At 62.8% G+C, this 15,595-nt stretch carries 15 protein-coding genes and 4 pseudogenes; 7 read left to right on the forward strand and 12 right to left on the reverse strand.

Annotation, left to right across the window (positions count from 1 at the left end; all coding sequences use genetic code 11):
• Nucleotides 1-8 precede the first annotated feature (8 nt).
• A pseudogene (locus tag FJ938_RS27065) lies at nucleotides 9-1,275 on the forward strand (cysteine desulfurase-like protein).
• A 15-nt stretch (nucleotides 1,276-1,290) separates the two neighbouring features.
• On the opposite strand, the gene FJ938_RS27070 reads toward FJ938_RS27065, so the two are convergent.
• From FJ938_RS27070 to FJ938_RS30470, 9 genes and pseudogenes are all read right to left on the reverse strand, one after another.
• The gene (locus FJ938_RS27070; RefSeq protein ID WP_140699249.1) at nucleotides 1,291-2,319 is read right to left on the reverse strand and encodes a histone deacetylase family protein; all 1,029 of its coding nucleotides are present in this window, start codon (nucleotides 2,317-2,319) and stop codon (nucleotides 1,291-1,293) included.
• Nucleotides 2,316-2,819, reverse strand: coding sequence for a GNAT family N-acetyltransferase (locus FJ938_RS27075; RefSeq protein WP_181168929.1), 504 nt, complete (start codon nucleotides 2,817-2,819; stop codon nucleotides 2,316-2,318). The genes FJ938_RS27070 and FJ938_RS27075 overlap by 4 nt, the downstream gene beginning before the upstream one ends.
• A 190-nt stretch (nucleotides 2,820-3,009) precedes the next feature.
• Nucleotides 3,010-3,939 carry a 3-keto-5-aminohexanoate cleavage protein gene (locus FJ938_RS27085; protein WP_140699252.1) on the reverse strand — a complete coding sequence of 310 codons (930 nt, stop codon included), beginning with the start codon at nucleotides 3,937-3,939 and terminating at the stop codon, nucleotides 3,010-3,012.
• Nucleotides 3,940-3,943: 4 nt separating this feature from the next.
• A complete protein-coding gene (locus FJ938_RS27090; RefSeq protein ID WP_140699255.1) occupies nucleotides 3,944-5,329 on the reverse strand; it encodes an aspartate aminotransferase family protein in 1,386 nt (461 codons plus the stop codon).
• A gap of 1 nt (nucleotide 5,330) precedes the next feature.
• On the reverse strand, nucleotides 5,331-6,971 hold the full coding sequence (locus FJ938_RS27095) for a N,N-dimethylformamidase beta subunit family domain-containing protein (RefSeq protein WP_140699258.1): 1,641 nt from the start codon (nucleotides 6,969-6,971) through the stop codon (nucleotides 5,331-5,333).
• Nucleotides 6,972-6,979: 8 nt separating this feature from the next.
• Complete coding sequence (locus tag FJ938_RS27100; protein ID WP_140699261.1) at nucleotides 6,980-7,744, reverse strand: amino acid ABC transporter ATP-binding protein; 765 nt, start codon at nucleotides 7,742-7,744, stop codon at nucleotides 6,980-6,982.
• The gene (locus FJ938_RS27105) at nucleotides 7,741-8,400 is read right to left on the reverse strand and encodes an amino acid ABC transporter permease (protein WP_140610177.1); all 660 of its coding nucleotides are present in this window, start codon (nucleotides 8,398-8,400) and stop codon (nucleotides 7,741-7,743) included. The genes FJ938_RS27100 and FJ938_RS27105 overlap by 4 nt, the downstream gene beginning before the upstream one ends.
• A 12-nt stretch (nucleotides 8,401-8,412) precedes the next feature.
• Nucleotides 8,413-8,718: pseudogene (locus tag FJ938_RS27110) on the reverse strand (ABC transporter permease subunit); the annotation flags it as partial.
• 121 nt (nucleotides 8,719-8,839) lie between these two features.
• Nucleotides 8,840-9,106: pseudogene (locus tag FJ938_RS30470) on the reverse strand (acyl-CoA thioesterase); the annotation flags it as partial.
• A 123-nt stretch (nucleotides 9,107-9,229) separates the two neighbouring features.
• Between FJ938_RS30470 and FJ938_RS27120 the strand changes: the two are divergent.
• The gene (locus tag FJ938_RS27120; protein WP_127320334.1) at nucleotides 9,230-9,478 is read left to right on the forward strand and encodes a ParB N-terminal domain-containing protein; all 249 of its coding nucleotides are present in this window, start codon (nucleotides 9,230-9,232) and stop codon (nucleotides 9,476-9,478) included.
• 119 nt (nucleotides 9,479-9,597) lie between these two features.
• Here FJ938_RS27120 and FJ938_RS27125 read toward each other — a convergent pair whose 3' ends face one another.
• Nucleotides 9,598-10,626 (reverse strand): 2OG-Fe(II) oxygenase family protein, encoded by a 1,029-nt coding sequence (locus tag FJ938_RS27125; RefSeq protein ID WP_140699264.1) that lies wholly within the window; start codon nucleotides 10,624-10,626, stop codon nucleotides 9,598-9,600.
• A 117-nt stretch (nucleotides 10,627-10,743) separates the two neighbouring features.
• Between FJ938_RS27125 and FJ938_RS27130 the strand changes: the two genes are divergently transcribed.
• From FJ938_RS27130 to FJ938_RS27150, 5 genes are all read left to right on the forward strand, one after another.
• The gene (locus FJ938_RS27130) at nucleotides 10,744-11,139 is read left to right on the forward strand and encodes a GFA family protein (RefSeq protein ID WP_140610175.1); all 396 of its coding nucleotides are present in this window, start codon (nucleotides 10,744-10,746) and stop codon (nucleotides 11,137-11,139) included.
• 156 nt (nucleotides 11,140-11,295) lie between these two features.
• Nucleotides 11,296-11,493 carry a hypothetical protein gene (locus FJ938_RS27135; protein ID WP_140610174.1) on the forward strand — a complete coding sequence of 66 codons (198 nt, stop codon included), beginning with the start codon at nucleotides 11,296-11,298 and terminating at the stop codon, nucleotides 11,491-11,493.
• 192 nt (nucleotides 11,494-11,685) lie between these two features.
• A complete protein-coding gene (locus FJ938_RS27140; RefSeq protein ID WP_140610173.1) occupies nucleotides 11,686-12,558 on the forward strand; it encodes an undecaprenyl-diphosphate phosphatase in 873 nt (290 codons plus the stop codon).
• 147 nt (nucleotides 12,559-12,705) lie between these two features.
• Nucleotides 12,706-13,332 carry a transglutaminase-like cysteine peptidase gene (locus FJ938_RS27145; protein ID WP_140699267.1) on the forward strand — a complete coding sequence of 209 codons (627 nt, stop codon included), beginning with the start codon at nucleotides 12,706-12,708 and terminating at the stop codon, nucleotides 13,330-13,332.
• A 119-nt stretch (nucleotides 13,333-13,451) separates the two neighbouring features.
• Nucleotides 13,452-14,243: a phosphodiester glycosidase family protein gene (locus tag FJ938_RS27150; RefSeq protein WP_140699269.1), complete on the forward strand. Its 792-nt coding sequence runs from the start codon at nucleotides 13,452-13,454 to the stop codon at nucleotides 14,241-14,243.
• Here FJ938_RS27150 and FJ938_RS27155 read toward each other — a convergent pair.
• Nucleotides 14,227-14,862: a DedA family protein gene (locus FJ938_RS27155; RefSeq protein ID WP_140699272.1), complete on the reverse strand. Its 636-nt coding sequence runs from the start codon at nucleotides 14,860-14,862 to the stop codon at nucleotides 14,227-14,229. The two genes, FJ938_RS27150 and FJ938_RS27155, sit on opposite strands and share 17 nt — an antisense overlap.
• A 26-nt stretch (nucleotides 14,863-14,888) precedes the next feature.
• Nucleotides 14,889-15,518, reverse strand: a pseudogene (locus FJ938_RS27160) (DUF1402 family protein); the annotation flags it as partial.
• Nucleotides 15,519-15,595: the final 77 nt, after the last annotated feature.

The following is a 15,595-nucleotide window of genomic DNA, read 5'->3' on the forward strand; positions in this document are numbered from 1 at the left end:
TGGAGATGATGGTGGATTTTTCGATCGAGGCCGTGCGTGGAAAATTTCCCGCCCTCTCACTGACTGACAAGGGTCGCCGCCGCATCTATCTCGACAATCCGGCCGGCACGCAGGTGCCGCAAACTGTCGCTGACGCCGTGTCGCACTGCCTCTTGACCACAAACGCCAATCTCGGCGGCTATTTCGAAACGACGGTCGCTGCTCAAACAGTCGTCGACGAAGCGCATGAGGCAATGGCCGATTTCCTTGATGCGGAGAGCCCGCAGGAAATCATCATCGGCGCCAACATGACGACGCTGACCTATCACATGTCGCGCACACTCGGCCGCACGTTGAACCCGGGCGACGAGATCATCCTCCCGCATGGATCACGAGGGCAACGTGTCGCCCTGGCTGCAATTGGCCGAGGATCTCGGCCTGGTTGTGCGCTGGCTGCCGTTCGATGAAAAGAGCTGGCAGGTCGAGGAGGCGACGCTGGCCGGTCTGCTGTCCGGCAGGACACGGCTCGTCGCCTTGAACTACGCCAGCAATCTCACCGGCTCGATCAACAGGGTCAAATCTCTGACCCAACTTGCAAAGCAGGCCGGCGCCCTGGTCTATGTCGATGCCGTCCAGTTCGCGCCGCATGGCCTGATCGATGTGCGGGATCTCGGCTGCGATTTCCTGATCTGCTCGGCCTACAAGTTCTTCGGCCCGCATATGGGCATATTATGGGGTCGGCGCGACGTCATCGACAGTCTGGAAGCCTACAAATGCCGCTGTTCGTCCAACGGTCTGCCGGAGCGCTTCGAACTCGGCACTCCGCAGATCGAATTGATGGCCGGTCTCACGGCGGCCGTCGATTATTTTGCCGGACTGGGTGCGGCGGCGGGTGAGGGCGGCTCGAGGAGGCAGAAGATCGCCAGGGCGTTCGAAGTGTCCATCGCCTATGAAAATTCGCTGGCGCAAAGGCTGATCGATGGCCTGTCCGACATTTCAGGCCTGACCATCCACGGCATCACCGATCCGAAACGGCTCGGTGATCGGGTGCCGACAGTCTCCTTCACCGTCGAAGGTATCGTTCCGGAAACGATCGTGCGGCAGATGAACGCCGAAAACATCTTCCTGTGGTCCGGCCACAACTACGCCTGGGAGATTGTCCACCAACTCGGCATTCCGGCCGAACAAGGCGTCGTGCGTATCGGCATCGCGCACTACAACACGGCGGCTGAGATCGACGAGACGCTGGAGAGCGTGCACCGCGTGATCGCCATGCTCAGGCAGCAGCGCTCCTGATGCGAGCCTGAACTGTCACCGCGCCTTGCCGCCAAAACCGGTGAGGAAGGCGGTGAGATTGTCGCCGAGCGCGTCGCAGAGATAGCCGCCTTCCTGGACGATGACCGTCGGCAGGCCGAGACCGGCGATGGCCTCGCCCACGCGCGAGAAGCCTGGCGTCGTCACCGAAAGTCCTCCGAACGGATCGCCCTCGAACGCGTCGAGGCCGAGCGCCACGACCAGCGCGTCGGGCGAGAAGGCGCGAATACGCTGGAACGCCACCGCAAGCCCTTCCAGAAATGCCGCGTCGGCGGATTTGCGTGGCAGCGGCAGGTTGAAATTATAGCCGAGGCCAGGCCCTTCGCCGCGCTCGTCGGCATGGCCCCAGAAGAAGGGATAGAAGCGCACCGGGTCGGCATGCAGTGAGATGGTGAGCACGTCGGGCCGCGCATAGAAGATGCCTTGCGTGCCGTTGCCATGGTGCAGATCGACATCGAGGATGGCCACGCGCGCGGCCTGCTTGCGCAACACCTGGGCCGCAACGGCCGAATTGTTGATGAAGCAGAAGCCGCCAGCGACGTCGGCAAAAGCGTGATGGCCGGGCGGGCGGCACAGCGCATAGGCGGCCGGTGCGCCAGCCATCACCGCCTCGGCGGCGTCGACCGCGCTCCAGGCGCTCCACAGCGCGCTATGCCAGGTTTCGCCCGAGATCGGGCAAGCGGTGTCGGCCATGTGGTAGCCGGCCTGACCGACCGCCGAGGCCGGATAGGAGCCGCCGCGCGCGATCGGGTGGATGTTCGGGATCACCTCGTCAGAAGCGCCATCAATGCGCTGCCAGCGCGCGAAAATGTGCTCGAGGAAGTCGAGATATTCTGGCGTATGCACCGCCGAGACCGGACCGAGCCCATGATCGCGGGGCCGTTCGATCGTGCAGCCGGCAGATTTTGCGCCGGCTAACAATCTCTCGACGCGCTCCGGTTTTTCCGGATTGGGCTTCGGCGCGCCACTGGAAAGAAAGGCCTTGGGATCGTGACGCTTCTGCTCCTCGGCATAGAAGGCTTTCATTCCTGCTCCTCATTCTCCGGCGCGTCGGCAAAGGCAAAGAAGGCCTCGCCGATGATCTTCTGCGTCTGTTCATAGCTCGACCAGGCAATGCCCAGCCTTTCATAGAAGGCCTTGGCGCCCTCATTATCCGTATCGACCGAGAGCCTGAGATAGACGCCGCCTTCTTTCCGGCATTCCGCAGCGACGCGTCGCAGCAGGCGTTCACCGATCTTGCGACCGCGGAACCGGTCCTCGACATAGAGGTCCTGCACATAGACGCCGGGCCGGCCCATCCAGGTCGAAAAGATCGGGAAATAGAGGCAGAGGCCGGCGAATTCGCCGCCGATCTCGGCGATGAGGGTCGAGAAGGCCGGCTTTTCGCCGAAGCCGTAGCGGCGGAGATCATCAGCGGTTGAGGTGATCTCCTGATGCGCGCCGATATGGGTACCGAGTTTAAGAAGCGCGGCGTGGATTGCGTCCACATCGTCGATCCGGCCGGGGCGGATGAGGATGCCGCTCACGACAGGGATGGCGCCAAGGCACCCCCCTCTGTCCTGCCGGACATCTCCCCCCCAAGGGGGGAGATCAGATGTCGCCTGCGCCTTCGCCAATCCCCGATGTTGCAAGAAAGGCGCCATCGGCGACACTGCCAATCTCCCCCCTTGCGGGGGAGATGGCCGGCAGGCCAGAGGGGGGGGCTTGGCGCCAACATCAGAACGCCACCCGGTCGCCGCCCTTGAGCGCCAGCATCTCGCGCGCTTCGGCCGGCGTGGCAACTTCCAGCGACAGTCCGTCGAGAATGCCACGGATACGGCGCACCTGATCGGCATTGGATTTCGCCAGCTGACGGCCATCGTAGAGACTGTCTTCCAGCCCGACACGGACATTGCCGCCCATCGCCGCAGCGATCGAGATCAGCGGCATCTGGTTGCGGCCGGCCGCCAGTACGGAGAACTGGTAGCTGTCGCCGAACAATTTGTCGGCGATCCGCTTCATGTGGATGAGATTGTCCGGATCGGCGCCGATGCCGCCCAGAATGCCCAGCACGAACTGGATGAACAGCGGCCCCGACACCAGCCCGCGGTCGTGGAAATGCGCCAGCGAATAGAGATGGCCGACATCGTAGCACTCGAATTCGAAGCGCGTGCCGCAGCCCCTGCCCAGTCTCTCGATCACACCTTCCATGTCGGCGAAGGTGTTCTTGAAGATGGTGTCGCGGGTGGCTTCCAGCAGCTTGGGCTCCCATTCGTGCTGCCATTCCCGTGGCTTGTCGAGCATCGGGAACAGCGCGAAATTCATCGAGCCCATGTTGAGCGAGCACATTTCCGGCTCTGCCCTCAGTGGCGCCGCCAGCCGCTGGTCGAGCGTCATCAGCGACGAGCCGCCGGTGGTGATGTTGATCACCGCCGACGTCGCCTGCTTGATGCGCGGCAGGAACTGCATAAAGATGTCCGGATCGGCGCTCGGCCGGCCATCCCCGGGGTCACGGGCGTGCAGATGCAGGATCGAGGCGCCGGCTTCAGCGGCCGCGATCGCATCAGCCGCGATCTGGTCCGGCGTCACAGGCAGGTAGGGCGACATCGATGGCGTGTGCACCGAGCCGGTGACGGCGCAGGTGATGATGACTTTTCGCGGCGCCATTTCGTTACCCCCGGCCTTCGACCGGCAGGTCGAGCTCGGAAGCCAACGCCTCCAGCGAGTCGCCAATGATGGAAATGATCTCGCCGACCTGTTCGCCGGTGACGATCATCGGCGGCGCGACCATGAAATTGTCACCGTCGACACCGCCCTTGACCTTGCGGCCATAAATGATCAGCCCGCGCTCATAGGCAAGGTCGAGCAGCCGCTGCGTGGCCTTGTTGCTTTGGTCGATCGGCTTCAGCGTCTCGGGATCGGCAACCATCTCGGCGCCGGTCAGCAGGCCCTTGCCGCGCACATCGGCGATGAAAGGGAAGCGCTTGGCCAATCCCTTCAATCCGTCCATCAGCACATCGCCCATGGCAGCCGCGTTGGCGATCAGGTCGAGCCGGTCCATTTCGCCGAGCACGGCAAGCCCGGCGGCGCAGGCCAGCGGATTGCCAGCATAGGTGTGGCCGTGCTGGAAGCCGCCAGAAGCGAGCAGCGGCTGTACAAGCCGCATCGGCGCCGCCAGCGCGCCGAGTGGCGCATAGCCCGAGCCCAGCCCTTTCGACAGCGCGACGATGTCGGGCTTGCAGTTCCAATGGTCGCCGCCGAGGAATTTTCCGGTGCGGCCGGCCCCGCTCATGACCTCGTCATGGATGAGCAGGATACCGTAGCGGTCGCAGATCTCGCGGATGCGCGCATAATAGCTGTCCGGTGCCACAAGGGCTGCCGTAGCCGCTCCGCCGATCGGCTCCATGATGAAGGCGACGACGCTCTCCGGGCCTTCGGCCAGGATCTTCTCCTCCAGCATGTCGGCGTAGCGGATGCCGCGCTGTTCCATCGAAAGATTGTCGCGGTCGCGCCAGGCGGTCGGGGCCGGCACCGTCGGCATCACCCGCATCATCGGCTCGAAGGTTTCGGCCAGTGCATCGTCGCCGGTGATCGAGAGCGAACCCAGCGTGCCACCGTGATAGGACGGGAAGCGGGTAATCACCTTCCAGCGGCTGCCCTGGCCGGTGGCGACGGCCCATTGCCGCGCCAGCTTGATGCAGGATTCCGTCGCTTCCGAGCCGCCCGAGACGAAGAAGATACGGTCCATGCCTTCCGGCAGTTTTCCCGCGAGTTCACGCGCGAGTTCTTCCGCCGGCTCGTTCTCGAAATGAAGGCGGTAGGCGAAGGTGGCGCGCTCCATCTGCCGCTTCATGGCGTCCAGCACATTGCGGTTGGAATGGCCGATATTGGCCACCATCGGGCCGCTCGATCCGTCGATGAAGCGGCGGCCGTCCTGCGTCCACATGTAGATGCCTTCGGCGCGGTCGATCAACGGCCGGCGCAGGCTGGAGAGGTAGAACAGATGCGATTGGCGCCGGGCGTCGGCGTCTTGAACGGCAGGCTGGACTTTCGGCATGTCAGGACTTTCCGAGATAGCGATCGAGGACATTTTGGGTGACGCGTTCGACCATCGGGTCCTGTCTTAGCAGACCGGCGACCCATTCGCAGCTTCCGGCGTGAAACACCTCGCCCTTGCCGCGCGGGAAGTTGACGATCATGCCGTTGCTGCGTTTGACTTTTTCGAGATTGGCGTCGCTCCTGTCGCCGAAGAGCGTTTCGGCGCTGAAGCGGCCATCCTCGTCGGTGAGGAACTGGTCCTCGATCGGAATGTCGGCGCTTTCCTCGACCTGGGATGCTATGCCGACGGCAAGAACCTGCAATCCATCAGGCGCGCCGCTGGTCGCGGTGGGGTAGGGCAGGCCGCCGCGTATCTCGAAATCCAGCCCGTCGACCTCATAGCCATAGACATGGCTGTCGGCGCCCAACAGGTCGCCATAATAGATGCCGGTGCCGGCAAAGGCCCAGTGCTCGGGCCGATAGACCGGAAAGCCGCGCACGCCGCGCGGCGCGCAACCTCCCCAACCGGCATAAAGGCCACGCGTCGCGTTGAGCCCGAAAGTTTCCGAACCGGGCCGACCGATTTCCGGCGCCTCCCAGGAATTGGTGGCGCGGGTCACGTCGCCACCGCGATAGGCCGGGTCCTCGGCGCGGGCGCGGTACTTGTAGCAGACCTGCCGGCGGCCCTCCTCCTCAAGGCGGGTCTGCCACATGAAATTGCCAGCGAAGCGCGCCGCATGGCCGCCATGCTCGACATAGTGATCGACGGCGTCGCGCATTTCCCAGGTCCAGTATTCATCATGGCCGACGAAGACGGCGCAGTCGTAACCGTCGAGAATCTCGGGCGAGAAATGCAGATCGTGCTGGCTGGCGAGATCGACGCCGTAGCCGGCGCGTTCGGCGAAGCGAAAGAAATGGCTGTCGTAGCTGGCCCAGCCCGACGAGGCGTATTTCTTCGAATGGCCAGTGGCGAGCGCCCATTCCATATGCGGATAGCGCGGCACCGTCTTTGGCGGCACGGCGACCTCCAGCGGCACGCGCGGCGCATCCTGCGGCAGCACGACGAAGCCACGGCACCAGGGGCGCTGCGTCGAGACGATTGGCGAGTACTGGTTGCGATCCGGCCCGGTGATGCCCTGATAGTGGTTCGAGCCGCCCCAGGTGTTGTAGGCAAGCCAGGTGCCCGTCGCCGCCACCTGCAGCACGCGGCCGGGCTTTCTCCCGGGTCGGGGAGAGACGATGAACAGATGGTGGCAAAGGATCGGCTTGCCATCGCGTCCGTCGGCGGTGAACGTCACCCGGTAGGCGCCGGACGGCCAGTCGCTTCCCACGCGCAATTCGAACGAGGCTTCCCAGCCGCAGCCCTCCGCCGAGCACTGATCCGGACTATCCTGCCAGCGTGCCGCGATGCCCGATTTCTCGAACACCGTCGTCTCGCTGCCGCCGTCGCGGACGATCGTCATGTTGAACGATGGAGCCGTCGAACTGAGATGCAGCGTCACTGTCTCGCCGGCGCGATAGGAAAAGCGGTCGCTGTAGCACCAGATTTCGCCGGGATCGCCGTCCATCCCGGGCCACTCGTAGTAATGGCCGCGCACCGCGTGGCGACGCTGCTCCTCCGTCAGTCCGAAATCGGGAAATTCCGTGGGTAGTCTGGTCATCGGCGTGCTCAGGCGGAAAGATATTTTTTGAGGAAGCTGCGCGTGCGTTCTTTCTGCGGCGAACGGAAGATCTCGATCGGCGGGCCTTCCTCGACCACCACGCCGCCGTCCATGAACAGCACCCTGTCGGCGACTTCACCGGCAAAGCGCATTTCATGCGTTACGATGAGCATGGTCATGTGTTCGGCGGCAAGCTGTTTCATCACCGCGTTGACCTCGTCGACGAGTTCGGGGTCGAGCGCGGAGGTCGCTTCGTCGAACAGCATCACCTTTGGCTGCATGGCCAGCGCGCGGGCGATCGCAACGCGCTGCTTCTGTCCGCCCGAAAGCCGCGACGGATAGGCGTCGATCTTGTCGGCGAGACCGACCTTGGACAACAGGCCAACCGCCAGCGCCCGGGCTTCGGCTTTCGCCATGCCTTTCAGGATCACCGGTCCCATCGTGATGTTCTCGATCACGGTCAGATGTGAAAACAGATTGAAGTGCTGAAACACCATGCCCATCTGCTGGCGCACCTTGTTGATGTGCCGCTCAAAGGCCTGGCCTTGCAGCTTCTGGTTGACCTGAACGCCGTCGAGCCGGACTTCACCGCCGTTCAAGGTCTCGAGATGGTTGATGGAGCGCAGCAGCGTGCTCTTGCCGGAGCCGCTCGGCCCGATGATGGCCACGATCTGCCCACGTTCGACCGACAGGTCGATACCTCTGAGGACCTCGACGGCGCCGAAGGATTTGCGTGCGCCGCGGACCTCGACCATTGGCCGCTGCGTGCTCATCGGGAAACCTCCACATGTCTTTCAAACCGATGCAAGGCCGCTTCGAGCACAAGGTTCAAGATGTAATAAAGCGCGGCGGCGGTGATGTAGAACTCAAAGGGGCGGAAGGTTTCACTGATCGCCAGTTGCGCCGAGTGAACCAGCTCGGCGATGCCGATGACAGAGACGATCGAGGATTCCTTCAGCAGTGCGATCAGGTTGCTTCCGATCGGCGGCGCCGTGTTGCGCACGGCTTGCGGTATCACGACGTAGCGCAGCGTCTGCCATTTTCCGAAACCGATGCTGCGTGCGCCTTCCGTCTGGCCAAGGTCGACAGCCACGATGCCGGCGCGCATCACATCGGCTTTGTAGACGGCAAAGTGCAGGCCGAGCCCGACAATGCCGGCGGCAAGCGCGGGAATATTGATGCCGATCTGCACCAGGCCGAAATAGATCAGGAACAGCTGCAAAAGCAGCGGCGTACCCATGAACACCCACATGAAGGCGCGCACGGGATAGGCGAGAACTGCCGGCGCATAGAGCACGATGACAGCAAACATGATGCCGCCGACAAAGCTGAGGGCTCCCGCCGAAACCGTCAGTACGGCGGTCCACCAGGCGCCCGTCAACAGGAGATCCCAATAGGGCGTGACGACGGTGAAATCCAAACCTTGCATCGTGCTCTCCCGTCAGACGATGGCGAAGCGTTTGTCGAGCAGATCGACGACACGGGCGACGGCGTAGACCATGACCATGTAGAGCAGGGCCGCGACGCCAAAGATCTCGAACGGCTTGTAGGTCGAGCCGATGAAGCGCTGGGCGGTATAGGTCAGCTCCACCACCGAGATGGTGGATACGAGCGCCGACCCCTTGAGCAGAGCGACCGTATTGACGCCGAGCGGCCGGATCATCAGCCTTGCGGCCTGTGGAAGCACGACCTTGCGCAAGGTCTGGAAGCGGCTGAAGCCGATCGTGCGGGCAGCTTCCGTCTGGCCCGTCGGCCATCATCTCGTCCAGCGCCTTCTGCATGGCGGCATGAATGATGCCGTCGAGCGATCCCGACATGATCTGTTCGAAGGTGATGGAGGTGCGGCCGATCTTCGCCACATGCGAACGGATGGTAATCAGCGAGCCGGCTGTCGTTTCATGGCGATAGTCGATTTCGGTGCGCACGTCGGCCCACCCGGTCGCCGCTGCCTGGCTGCCATCCTGCCCGGCGATATGGCCGAGGAGCTGGAAACTGGCATCATCGAACATCGCCGCGTAGTAGCGCACATTCACGTGCCCCATCACGTCGCACATCCAGGGATGGACGACACCGACGAAGGTGACGAGGGATTTGCTCATGGTTCCGTGGCCTCTATTAGGATCGCGAGACGCCATAGCGAAACGCGTGGCGAGAGGCAAACCGGTGGACGGGCCGATATTCGTTAGCCGCGCCCTTGGCCCTCCTGAACAAACCGACTATCTCAGGAAGACGGCGGCGGTTCCGCCACGGGGACAGGCATGCTGAGGGTGCAAAAGGTCAAGGTCGACGACATCTACGTGCCCACTGCGCGCAGGAAGACGCTGCATCCCGAGACGGTGCGGCATCTCGCCGAGGACATACTGGAGAACGGCATGAAGACGCCGATCCAGGTCCGCCACGACGGCAAGCGCCATGTACTCGTCGAAGGCCTGCATCGTCTGGAAGCAGCCAAGTGGCTCGGCGAGACCGAGATCGACGCTTATCTGGTCCAAGCCAAGCGCCACTGACGCGAGCGCGGTACGCAATTCTCCCAGCAACAATCTCCAGAGTTTTTTCGCTGGCCATGTCGAAACGAAGTAACCGCCCGTCGATTCCCGTTGGCCCAACGAGATGGCCAACGGTTTGTTTATGAAGCCTTCGCGCGACGGGGCAGCCTTAGATGCTTGATGCCGCTCATCTCGACGAAATTCGTCGCCGAGTCCCAGAGATAATCACCATAAAGAAACGGCTCGAAAGGTTCCGTGCCGCTCAGTGGCAACGGAGCGATCTCGGCATCGACGCGCGGCTCGTAGAAAAACGGGATCGAAAAACGCACCGTCTTCGGCGCAATCACCCGGTGCCGCGTCGCCCTGACGCGTCCGCCGGTCCAGCGCTCCAGCAACTGGCCGAAATTGACCGCCAGCGTGCCGTTGGCAGGCGGCACGTCGACCCACTCGCCGGCCAGGTTTTTTGCCTGCAGGCCGTCGACGCCGTCTTGCGCCAGTAAAGTCACGAAGCCTGAATCGGCATGTTCGCCGCCGATGATGGTGCGCGTTTCCCCCTTATGGACCACCGTGACCTGCGGGCCACCAGCATCGACGCCGGCATTGACGTCGCGCAGGGGATAGCGGATCAGGCGCAGCGTCGAGATGCCCTGTTCGAAATAGGCATCGAAGACCGTCTCCGGCAGGCCAAGCCCGCGGGCGATCGACCGCATCAGCGCGTTACCGACCGTCTCCATGGCGCGATAGTAGTCGGCCGCCTCGGCGCGCCAGCCGGGCAGCGCGCTTTCGGCCGGAAATGGTGTTGGCTCGCGCAATGGATCGTCGGAAGCCGAAACACGCGTCGGATCGGCAAGGTCAGGCCCCATGTCGATGCCTTCCTTGTAGGAAACGGCTCGCGGCTGCAGCGGGAACCAGCCGCGGTAGAAATTCTTCTTGGTGCGGTCGAAATTCCAGCGCAGCAGTTTCTGCTTCTCGGCATCGGGAAGCGTGAAGATGCGCAGCAATTGCCCGCGCTTGTCCGGCGTCAGCCAGTCATCGCCGGGAAAATCGCGGACCGCCATGAAACCGATGCCCGAGGCGGCGGCCATGATCCGGGCGTCGGTTCGGTCGCGGGCGGGCGAGGGCGGACCGAACAGGTCCGCAATCCCGATGGTTTCGATATCTGGCGTCATGGCTTCCGTTCCACCCGCATCATCATAATCGATGACCTTGTATCAAAGCTTTTCAATTGACCCAATCGGTTCCGCCGCTAGCCTGTCGATTACTCTCTCCAAGACTGGATCAGGACGATGGCTGGATATCAGGGCGGGTGCTTGTGCGGAGCGGTGCGCTATCGTGCCGACGTCGATCCTGTCAACGAACGTATCTGCCATTGCCGGCTTTGCCAGAAAGCGATCGGCGCTGCCTTCAATGCGCGCGTGCTGTTTCGCATCGACGATGTGACGGTCGAAGGACCGCTGGCGACTGTGAACACCTCGCCGGATCTCAAGCGCGGCTTTTGTCCGAATTGCGGCACGACGATGTTTTCGCGGCGCGATTCCGCCGGCATCATCGGCATCACCACCGGATCGCTCGACGATCCTTCGCTGTTTCGGCCGCAGATGCATATCTGGACCGGCTCGAAGCAGCCTTGGCTGGTCCTTGACGACGGCCTGCCGCAATATGAAGACGCCCCGCCTCCGTAAGTACTTCCCCCTTCTCCCGTACGGAGAAGGACGAAGCCGTGCAGTCATGACAAAAAATTAATCCAAATCGTCACGCGATAGCCGGCAAAACGTCATTGGCGGGCCATCTTTGCGTCCTATCTATGCTGCGCGGGCCGGCATTCGAGGAGACGACGGATGAACGACAGCATCAGCACCCTGGACGAGCTTTTGAGCGATCCGATGGTCCTGCTTGTGATGGAGCGTGACCGTGTGCGCCCGGAACAGGTACGCATGCTGCTCGAACGGGTGCGCCGACCATCGGCCGAAGAACCTGTCGTTCCCCCGGCCCATGTGATCGCCAGGACCTGCCAGAAACCTTGGTTGTGCCCGTAATTGCTTGCCGTTCTATCCCATGAGAAAAAAGGCCGGCCTCTTGGGGCGGTCCCGGACGACGTACTTCGACGCACGGCGCCAGCTTACAAATCCGTAAATTGATTATCCGATCCATGACGGTAAGGCTTGCGCGGGACCGGCCGACGCCGGTAACACCTGCGCAAGCTAGATCTCTCACACACGGAACCCGACATGGCTGACATCTGCACTCAGGGCGTGGATACGGGCTTTGTCGGCCTGGGATATGCCAAGGTCGCCTTTCTCGGCCTCGTTCAGGGCATCACCGAATTGCTGCCGATTTCCTCGACCGCCCACATGCGCATCGTGCCGGCGGTGCTTGGCTGGCAGGATCCCGGCTCCGCCTTCTCCGCGGCCATGCAGCTTGCCGCGCTCGCCGCCGTCGTCAGTTATTTCTGGGGCGATGTCAGGGATCTCGTGTTCGGCTCGCTCGGGGCTCTCGTGCGGCGCGATTTCGCGGACCGCGACTTTCGGCTGGCTTCCTGGATCGTGCTGGCGACGATCCCGATCGTCATTGCCGGCGTGGCGCTGTCAGGCGTTCTCAATACCTGCAATTCGCCGCTGCGCAGCCTGAGCGTGATCGGATGGGCCTGCATCGTCATGGCGGTCCTGCTGGCGCTGGCCGAGATTTTCGCCCGCCACCGCCGCACCATGGGCGAAGCGTCGCTCGCCGACGCGCTTCTGGTCGGCATCGCCCAGATCGGCGCGCTGATACCTGGCGTCTCACGCTCGGGCTCGACTTTGACGGCGGCATTGGGGCTCGGCTTCAAACGGGCCGAGGCGGCGCGCTTCTCGTTCCTGCTCGGGCTGCCGGCGATCGCGCTGGCCGGTCTGAAGGAACTGTGGGAACTGCACAAGGTTCACCTTGATGCCCATGGCTGGTCGGTTCTTGCCACGGGGCTGGTCGTCGCCTCGATCTCCGCCTTCTTCGCCATCTGGGGGTTGATGCGCGTGCTGGAACGGTTCTCCGCCTGGCCTTTCGTCATCTACCGTGGCCTGCTCGGCGTCGTCCTGTTGCTCGGCGTCGCGATGGGATGGCTGGCATAGCCCCGGAACCTGAACCTTGGTGTTGCGCCGTTGCAACCCGCCGAGGCCCATGCGGCGCCCGCAAAGATGTGATCAGCCGCGTTCATTGACTTCGGGACATAACCGCCCTTAACGTTCCGTTAATAAAAAAGCGATGGGCGGGGCCACATGGCATCCTCGACAGGTTGGCGCCGCAAGGCGAAGGGGCTGGGGCTGGCGGTTGCGCTGACCGCTTTCTGTTCGGCGGCGAGCTTCGCCTATTCCGCGCCCGCGTCCATGGTTGTCGGTGGCTCGACCTCTCAGCCGATCGGCCACTATGATTTTTGCAAGATCCATGTCGCGGAATGCTCCATCCGCTCACCCGATAACGCGCCCGAACATATGACCGGCAAGCTGCTGCACGAGATCACGGCGGTAAATCTCTCGGTCAACACGCGCGTCAAGCCGATGAGCGACCTCGACAATTACGGCAAGGAGGAATGGTGGGCCTATCCCGACAACGGCTTCGGTGATTGCGAGGACTACGCGCTGGAAAAGCGGCGCGAACTCAATAGGTTGGGCATTGCCATCGCCAATCTGATGATGACAGTGGTGCGCAAGCCCGACGGCGAGGGTCATGCCGTGCTGACAGTGCGCACCGACAAGGGTGACTTCATCCTCGACAACCTGACCGACAAGATCCGCCTCTGGAACCAGACCAGCTACCGCTACCTGAAAAGACAGGCGAGCGACAACACCGGGCACTGGGTTTCCATCCTTGGCGGCGACGAACAGCTGGTCAGCGCTGTCAAATAGTCTCCGCGGCGCTATGGCGCCCGCTAACGGACCATTCCTGCGTTCTGTTCAAGCCTTCCATTTTAGCGCCCGGCGGTGGTATCCACGTCGCTGGTTGGAGCTGGCAATCCGGTAGGCGCATGGATTTTCCGACACTTCTCAACACCGTCCCGCTGTTGGCGGCCTTCGCCAAGACCGCGCTGCCCCAGGCGATCGCCACGATGATGGCGTTCGGCCAATGGTTCGCAACGGTACCACCGTGCCGCGATTTTGCCTTTGAGGCGGCCAGCTATCTCGTCTGCGAGGTAGACCCGAAACGCTATTCGATCGAGCTGTTCTGGAAGGATCCAGCTGGTAAACCTTTTCAGTCGCTGCACAATCTCGATAATGCCCAGCACGCGGCCGGCCGCACCATGCTGTTTGCCATCAATGCCGGCATGTATCACCCCGACCTCAGGCCGGTCGGCCTCTATATCGAGCGAGGCCAGGAAATGGCTGATGTGAAGACGGGATCGGGAACTGGCAATTTTTCACTGCAGCCGAATGGCATCTTCTACATCAGCGGCGGCAAGGCCGCGGTCCGGGCGACAAGGGACTTCGTCAGGAAGCGGCCGCCCACCGACTATGCGACGCAATCCGGGCCGATGCTGGTGATCGACGGCCAGCTTCATCCGAAATTCCAGTCCGACAGCACCTCGCGCAAGACCCGCGACGGTGTCGGCGTGCGAAAGGACGGTGTCGCGGTCTTTGTCATTTCGAATGGTGCGGTGACGTTCCATGCATTCGCCCGGCTCTTTCGCGATGCGCTCGGCTGCGACAATGCGCTGTTCCTCGACGGCTCGATTTCAAGCCTGCTTGCCCCGGCAATCGGCCGCAACGACGATTACTGGAATCTGGGACCGATGATCGGCGTGTTCAGGAAGCGCGGCTAGGCTGGCGTTTGCCCCGGAGCTTGCCGGCGATCACCGCTATGATGACCAAGGCGATGGCTGCGATCACCGCCATGCCGAACAGGCTGGTCGCATCGAGTTCGGGGAGACTGCCGGCGCCCTTGGCGACCAGCCATCCCGGCGACAGCACGGCTGGAGCCCAGATGATCGCCGACAGGATGTTGGCGATCTGGAAGCGGCGCCGGTTCATGCCCATCATGCCCGCGACCAGCGGCACGGTAGCGCGGACCGGGCCGAAGAAGCGGCCGACGAAAACCGCCGCGAAGCCATAACGATGGAAGAACAGCCGCGCCCGGGCGATCTCGCGCCGGTAGCGATTGAGCGGCCATTTATGGACGACACCGCGTCCGAGCCATTTGCCAAGGAAATAGGAGACGGTGTCGCCGAGCGCCGCACCGACCATCGCTGCGAGAAGAACGGGCAAAGGCTGGACGATGCCTGCGCCCACCAGGCCGCCGACGATGACCAGGACCGTGGTGCCGGGCAGGAGGATGCCGACCAGCACCAGCGACTCGCCGAACGCCAGCAGCCCGACCACGACGCCGGCCCAGGCCTGATGGTTTTCAATGAAACAAACGCTCTGGTCGATGAACGACTGCACGCAAGCTCCCTGATAAAAAGCATCTCTCAGCTGCCGCTGTCGAGCAGGCTCCTGAGTTCGTCGAGCTTGTCGTTGACGAGCCAGCCGTAATAATTTTCCACCGGCAGCTTGCGGCCCTTGCCACTGGCGACTGCCACGCGCAGGTCGGCCGCCCGCTGCCGGGGTTGGCCGACATTGTAGAGCATGGCCGTGACGCCCGGATTGCCCGATATGTCGAAGCCCTCTTGTTTGTAAGCGTCGATGGCGTCGCGCACGATCGCCGCGATGTAGACGATGCTGCGATCCGGATCCATGACATCACGATAGATCGCCTGCGGACGATCTGGCGTCAGTCTGTCATAGCCGCTCACCCTGTTGACCAGGTCGGTCACTTCCAGCGCGGTCAACGGGCTGATCTGGCCAAGGCCGAATGTCTGGCCGGCGAAGAAGGGCTGGAAGAACGCCTGCTGGAAGGTCATGGCCTCGTAGGTGACGCCATCGACGCTCTTGCCACGGAAATGTTCTACCCAGACCCTGTCGCGGCAACTCCACAGGGCGGCACTGTCTTTGGCCTCGGCGCAGGCCGCGAACTCCGGCCGCTGGACAAAGGTCTGCACCGGCACGCCCTTGTAGCGGAAGGCAAAGTCGAGGCCGGAATAGGACAGTGCCTTCACATACTAGTCACCTGAATCTGAAGTTCGGTTCATTGTCTTCTGGCAGAAGCGCTTGACCGACGCGAGGATTTGGTCGGCGG

The sequence above is a fragment of the Mesorhizobium sp. B2-4-14 genome (genome assembly GCF_006442155.1).
In the GTDB taxonomy this organism is placed as follows: domain Bacteria; phylum Pseudomonadota; class Alphaproteobacteria; order Rhizobiales; family Rhizobiaceae; genus Mesorhizobium.

What these genes read in the sequence shown, in the direction of transcription:
- FJ938_RS27090 (WP_140699255.1), bottom strand. Translation starts at nt 5,329, where the DNA reads ATGCCGAAAGTCCAGCCTGCCGTTCAAGACGCCGACGCCCGGCGCCAA.
- FJ938_RS27125 (WP_140699264.1), bottom strand. Translation starts at nt 10,626, where the DNA reads ATGACGCCAGATATCGAAACCATCGGGATTGCGGACCTGTTCGGTCCG.
- FJ938_RS27070 (WP_140699249.1), bottom strand. Translation starts at nt 2,319, where the DNA reads ATGAAAGCCTTCTATGCCGAGGAGCAGAAGCGTCACGATCCCAAGGCC.
- FJ938_RS27095 (WP_140699258.1), bottom strand. Translation starts at nt 6,971, where the DNA reads ATGACCAGACTACCCACGGAATTTCCCGATTTCGGACTGACGGAGGAG.
- FJ938_RS27130 (WP_140610175.1), top strand. Translation starts at nt 10,744, where the DNA reads ATGGCTGGATATCAGGGCGGGTGCTTGTGCGGAGCGGTGCGCTATCGT.
- FJ938_RS27140 (WP_140610173.1), top strand. Translation starts at nt 11,686, where the DNA reads ATGGCTGACATCTGCACTCAGGGCGTGGATACGGGCTTTGTCGGCCTG.
- FJ938_RS27145 (WP_140699267.1), top strand. Translation starts at nt 12,706, where the DNA reads ATGGCATCCTCGACAGGTTGGCGCCGCAAGGCGAAGGGGCTGGGGCTG.
- FJ938_RS27105 (WP_140610177.1), bottom strand. Translation starts at nt 8,400, where the DNA reads ATGCAAGGTTTGGATTTCACCGTCGTCACGCCCTATTGGGATCTCCTG.
- FJ938_RS27135 (WP_140610174.1), top strand. Translation starts at nt 11,296, where the DNA reads ATGAACGACAGCATCAGCACCCTGGACGAGCTTTTGAGCGATCCGATG.
- FJ938_RS27150 (WP_140699269.1), top strand. Translation starts at nt 13,452, where the DNA reads ATGGATTTTCCGACACTTCTCAACACCGTCCCGCTGTTGGCGGCCTTC.
- FJ938_RS27100 (WP_140699261.1), bottom strand. Translation starts at nt 7,744, where the DNA reads ATGAGCACGCAGCGGCCAATGGTCGAGGTCCGCGGCGCACGCAAATCC.
- FJ938_RS27120 (WP_127320334.1), top strand. Translation starts at nt 9,230, where the DNA reads ATGCTGAGGGTGCAAAAGGTCAAGGTCGACGACATCTACGTGCCCACT.
- FJ938_RS27085 (WP_140699252.1), bottom strand. Translation starts at nt 3,939, where the DNA reads ATGGCGCCGCGAAAAGTCATCATCACCTGCGCCGTCACCGGCTCGGTG.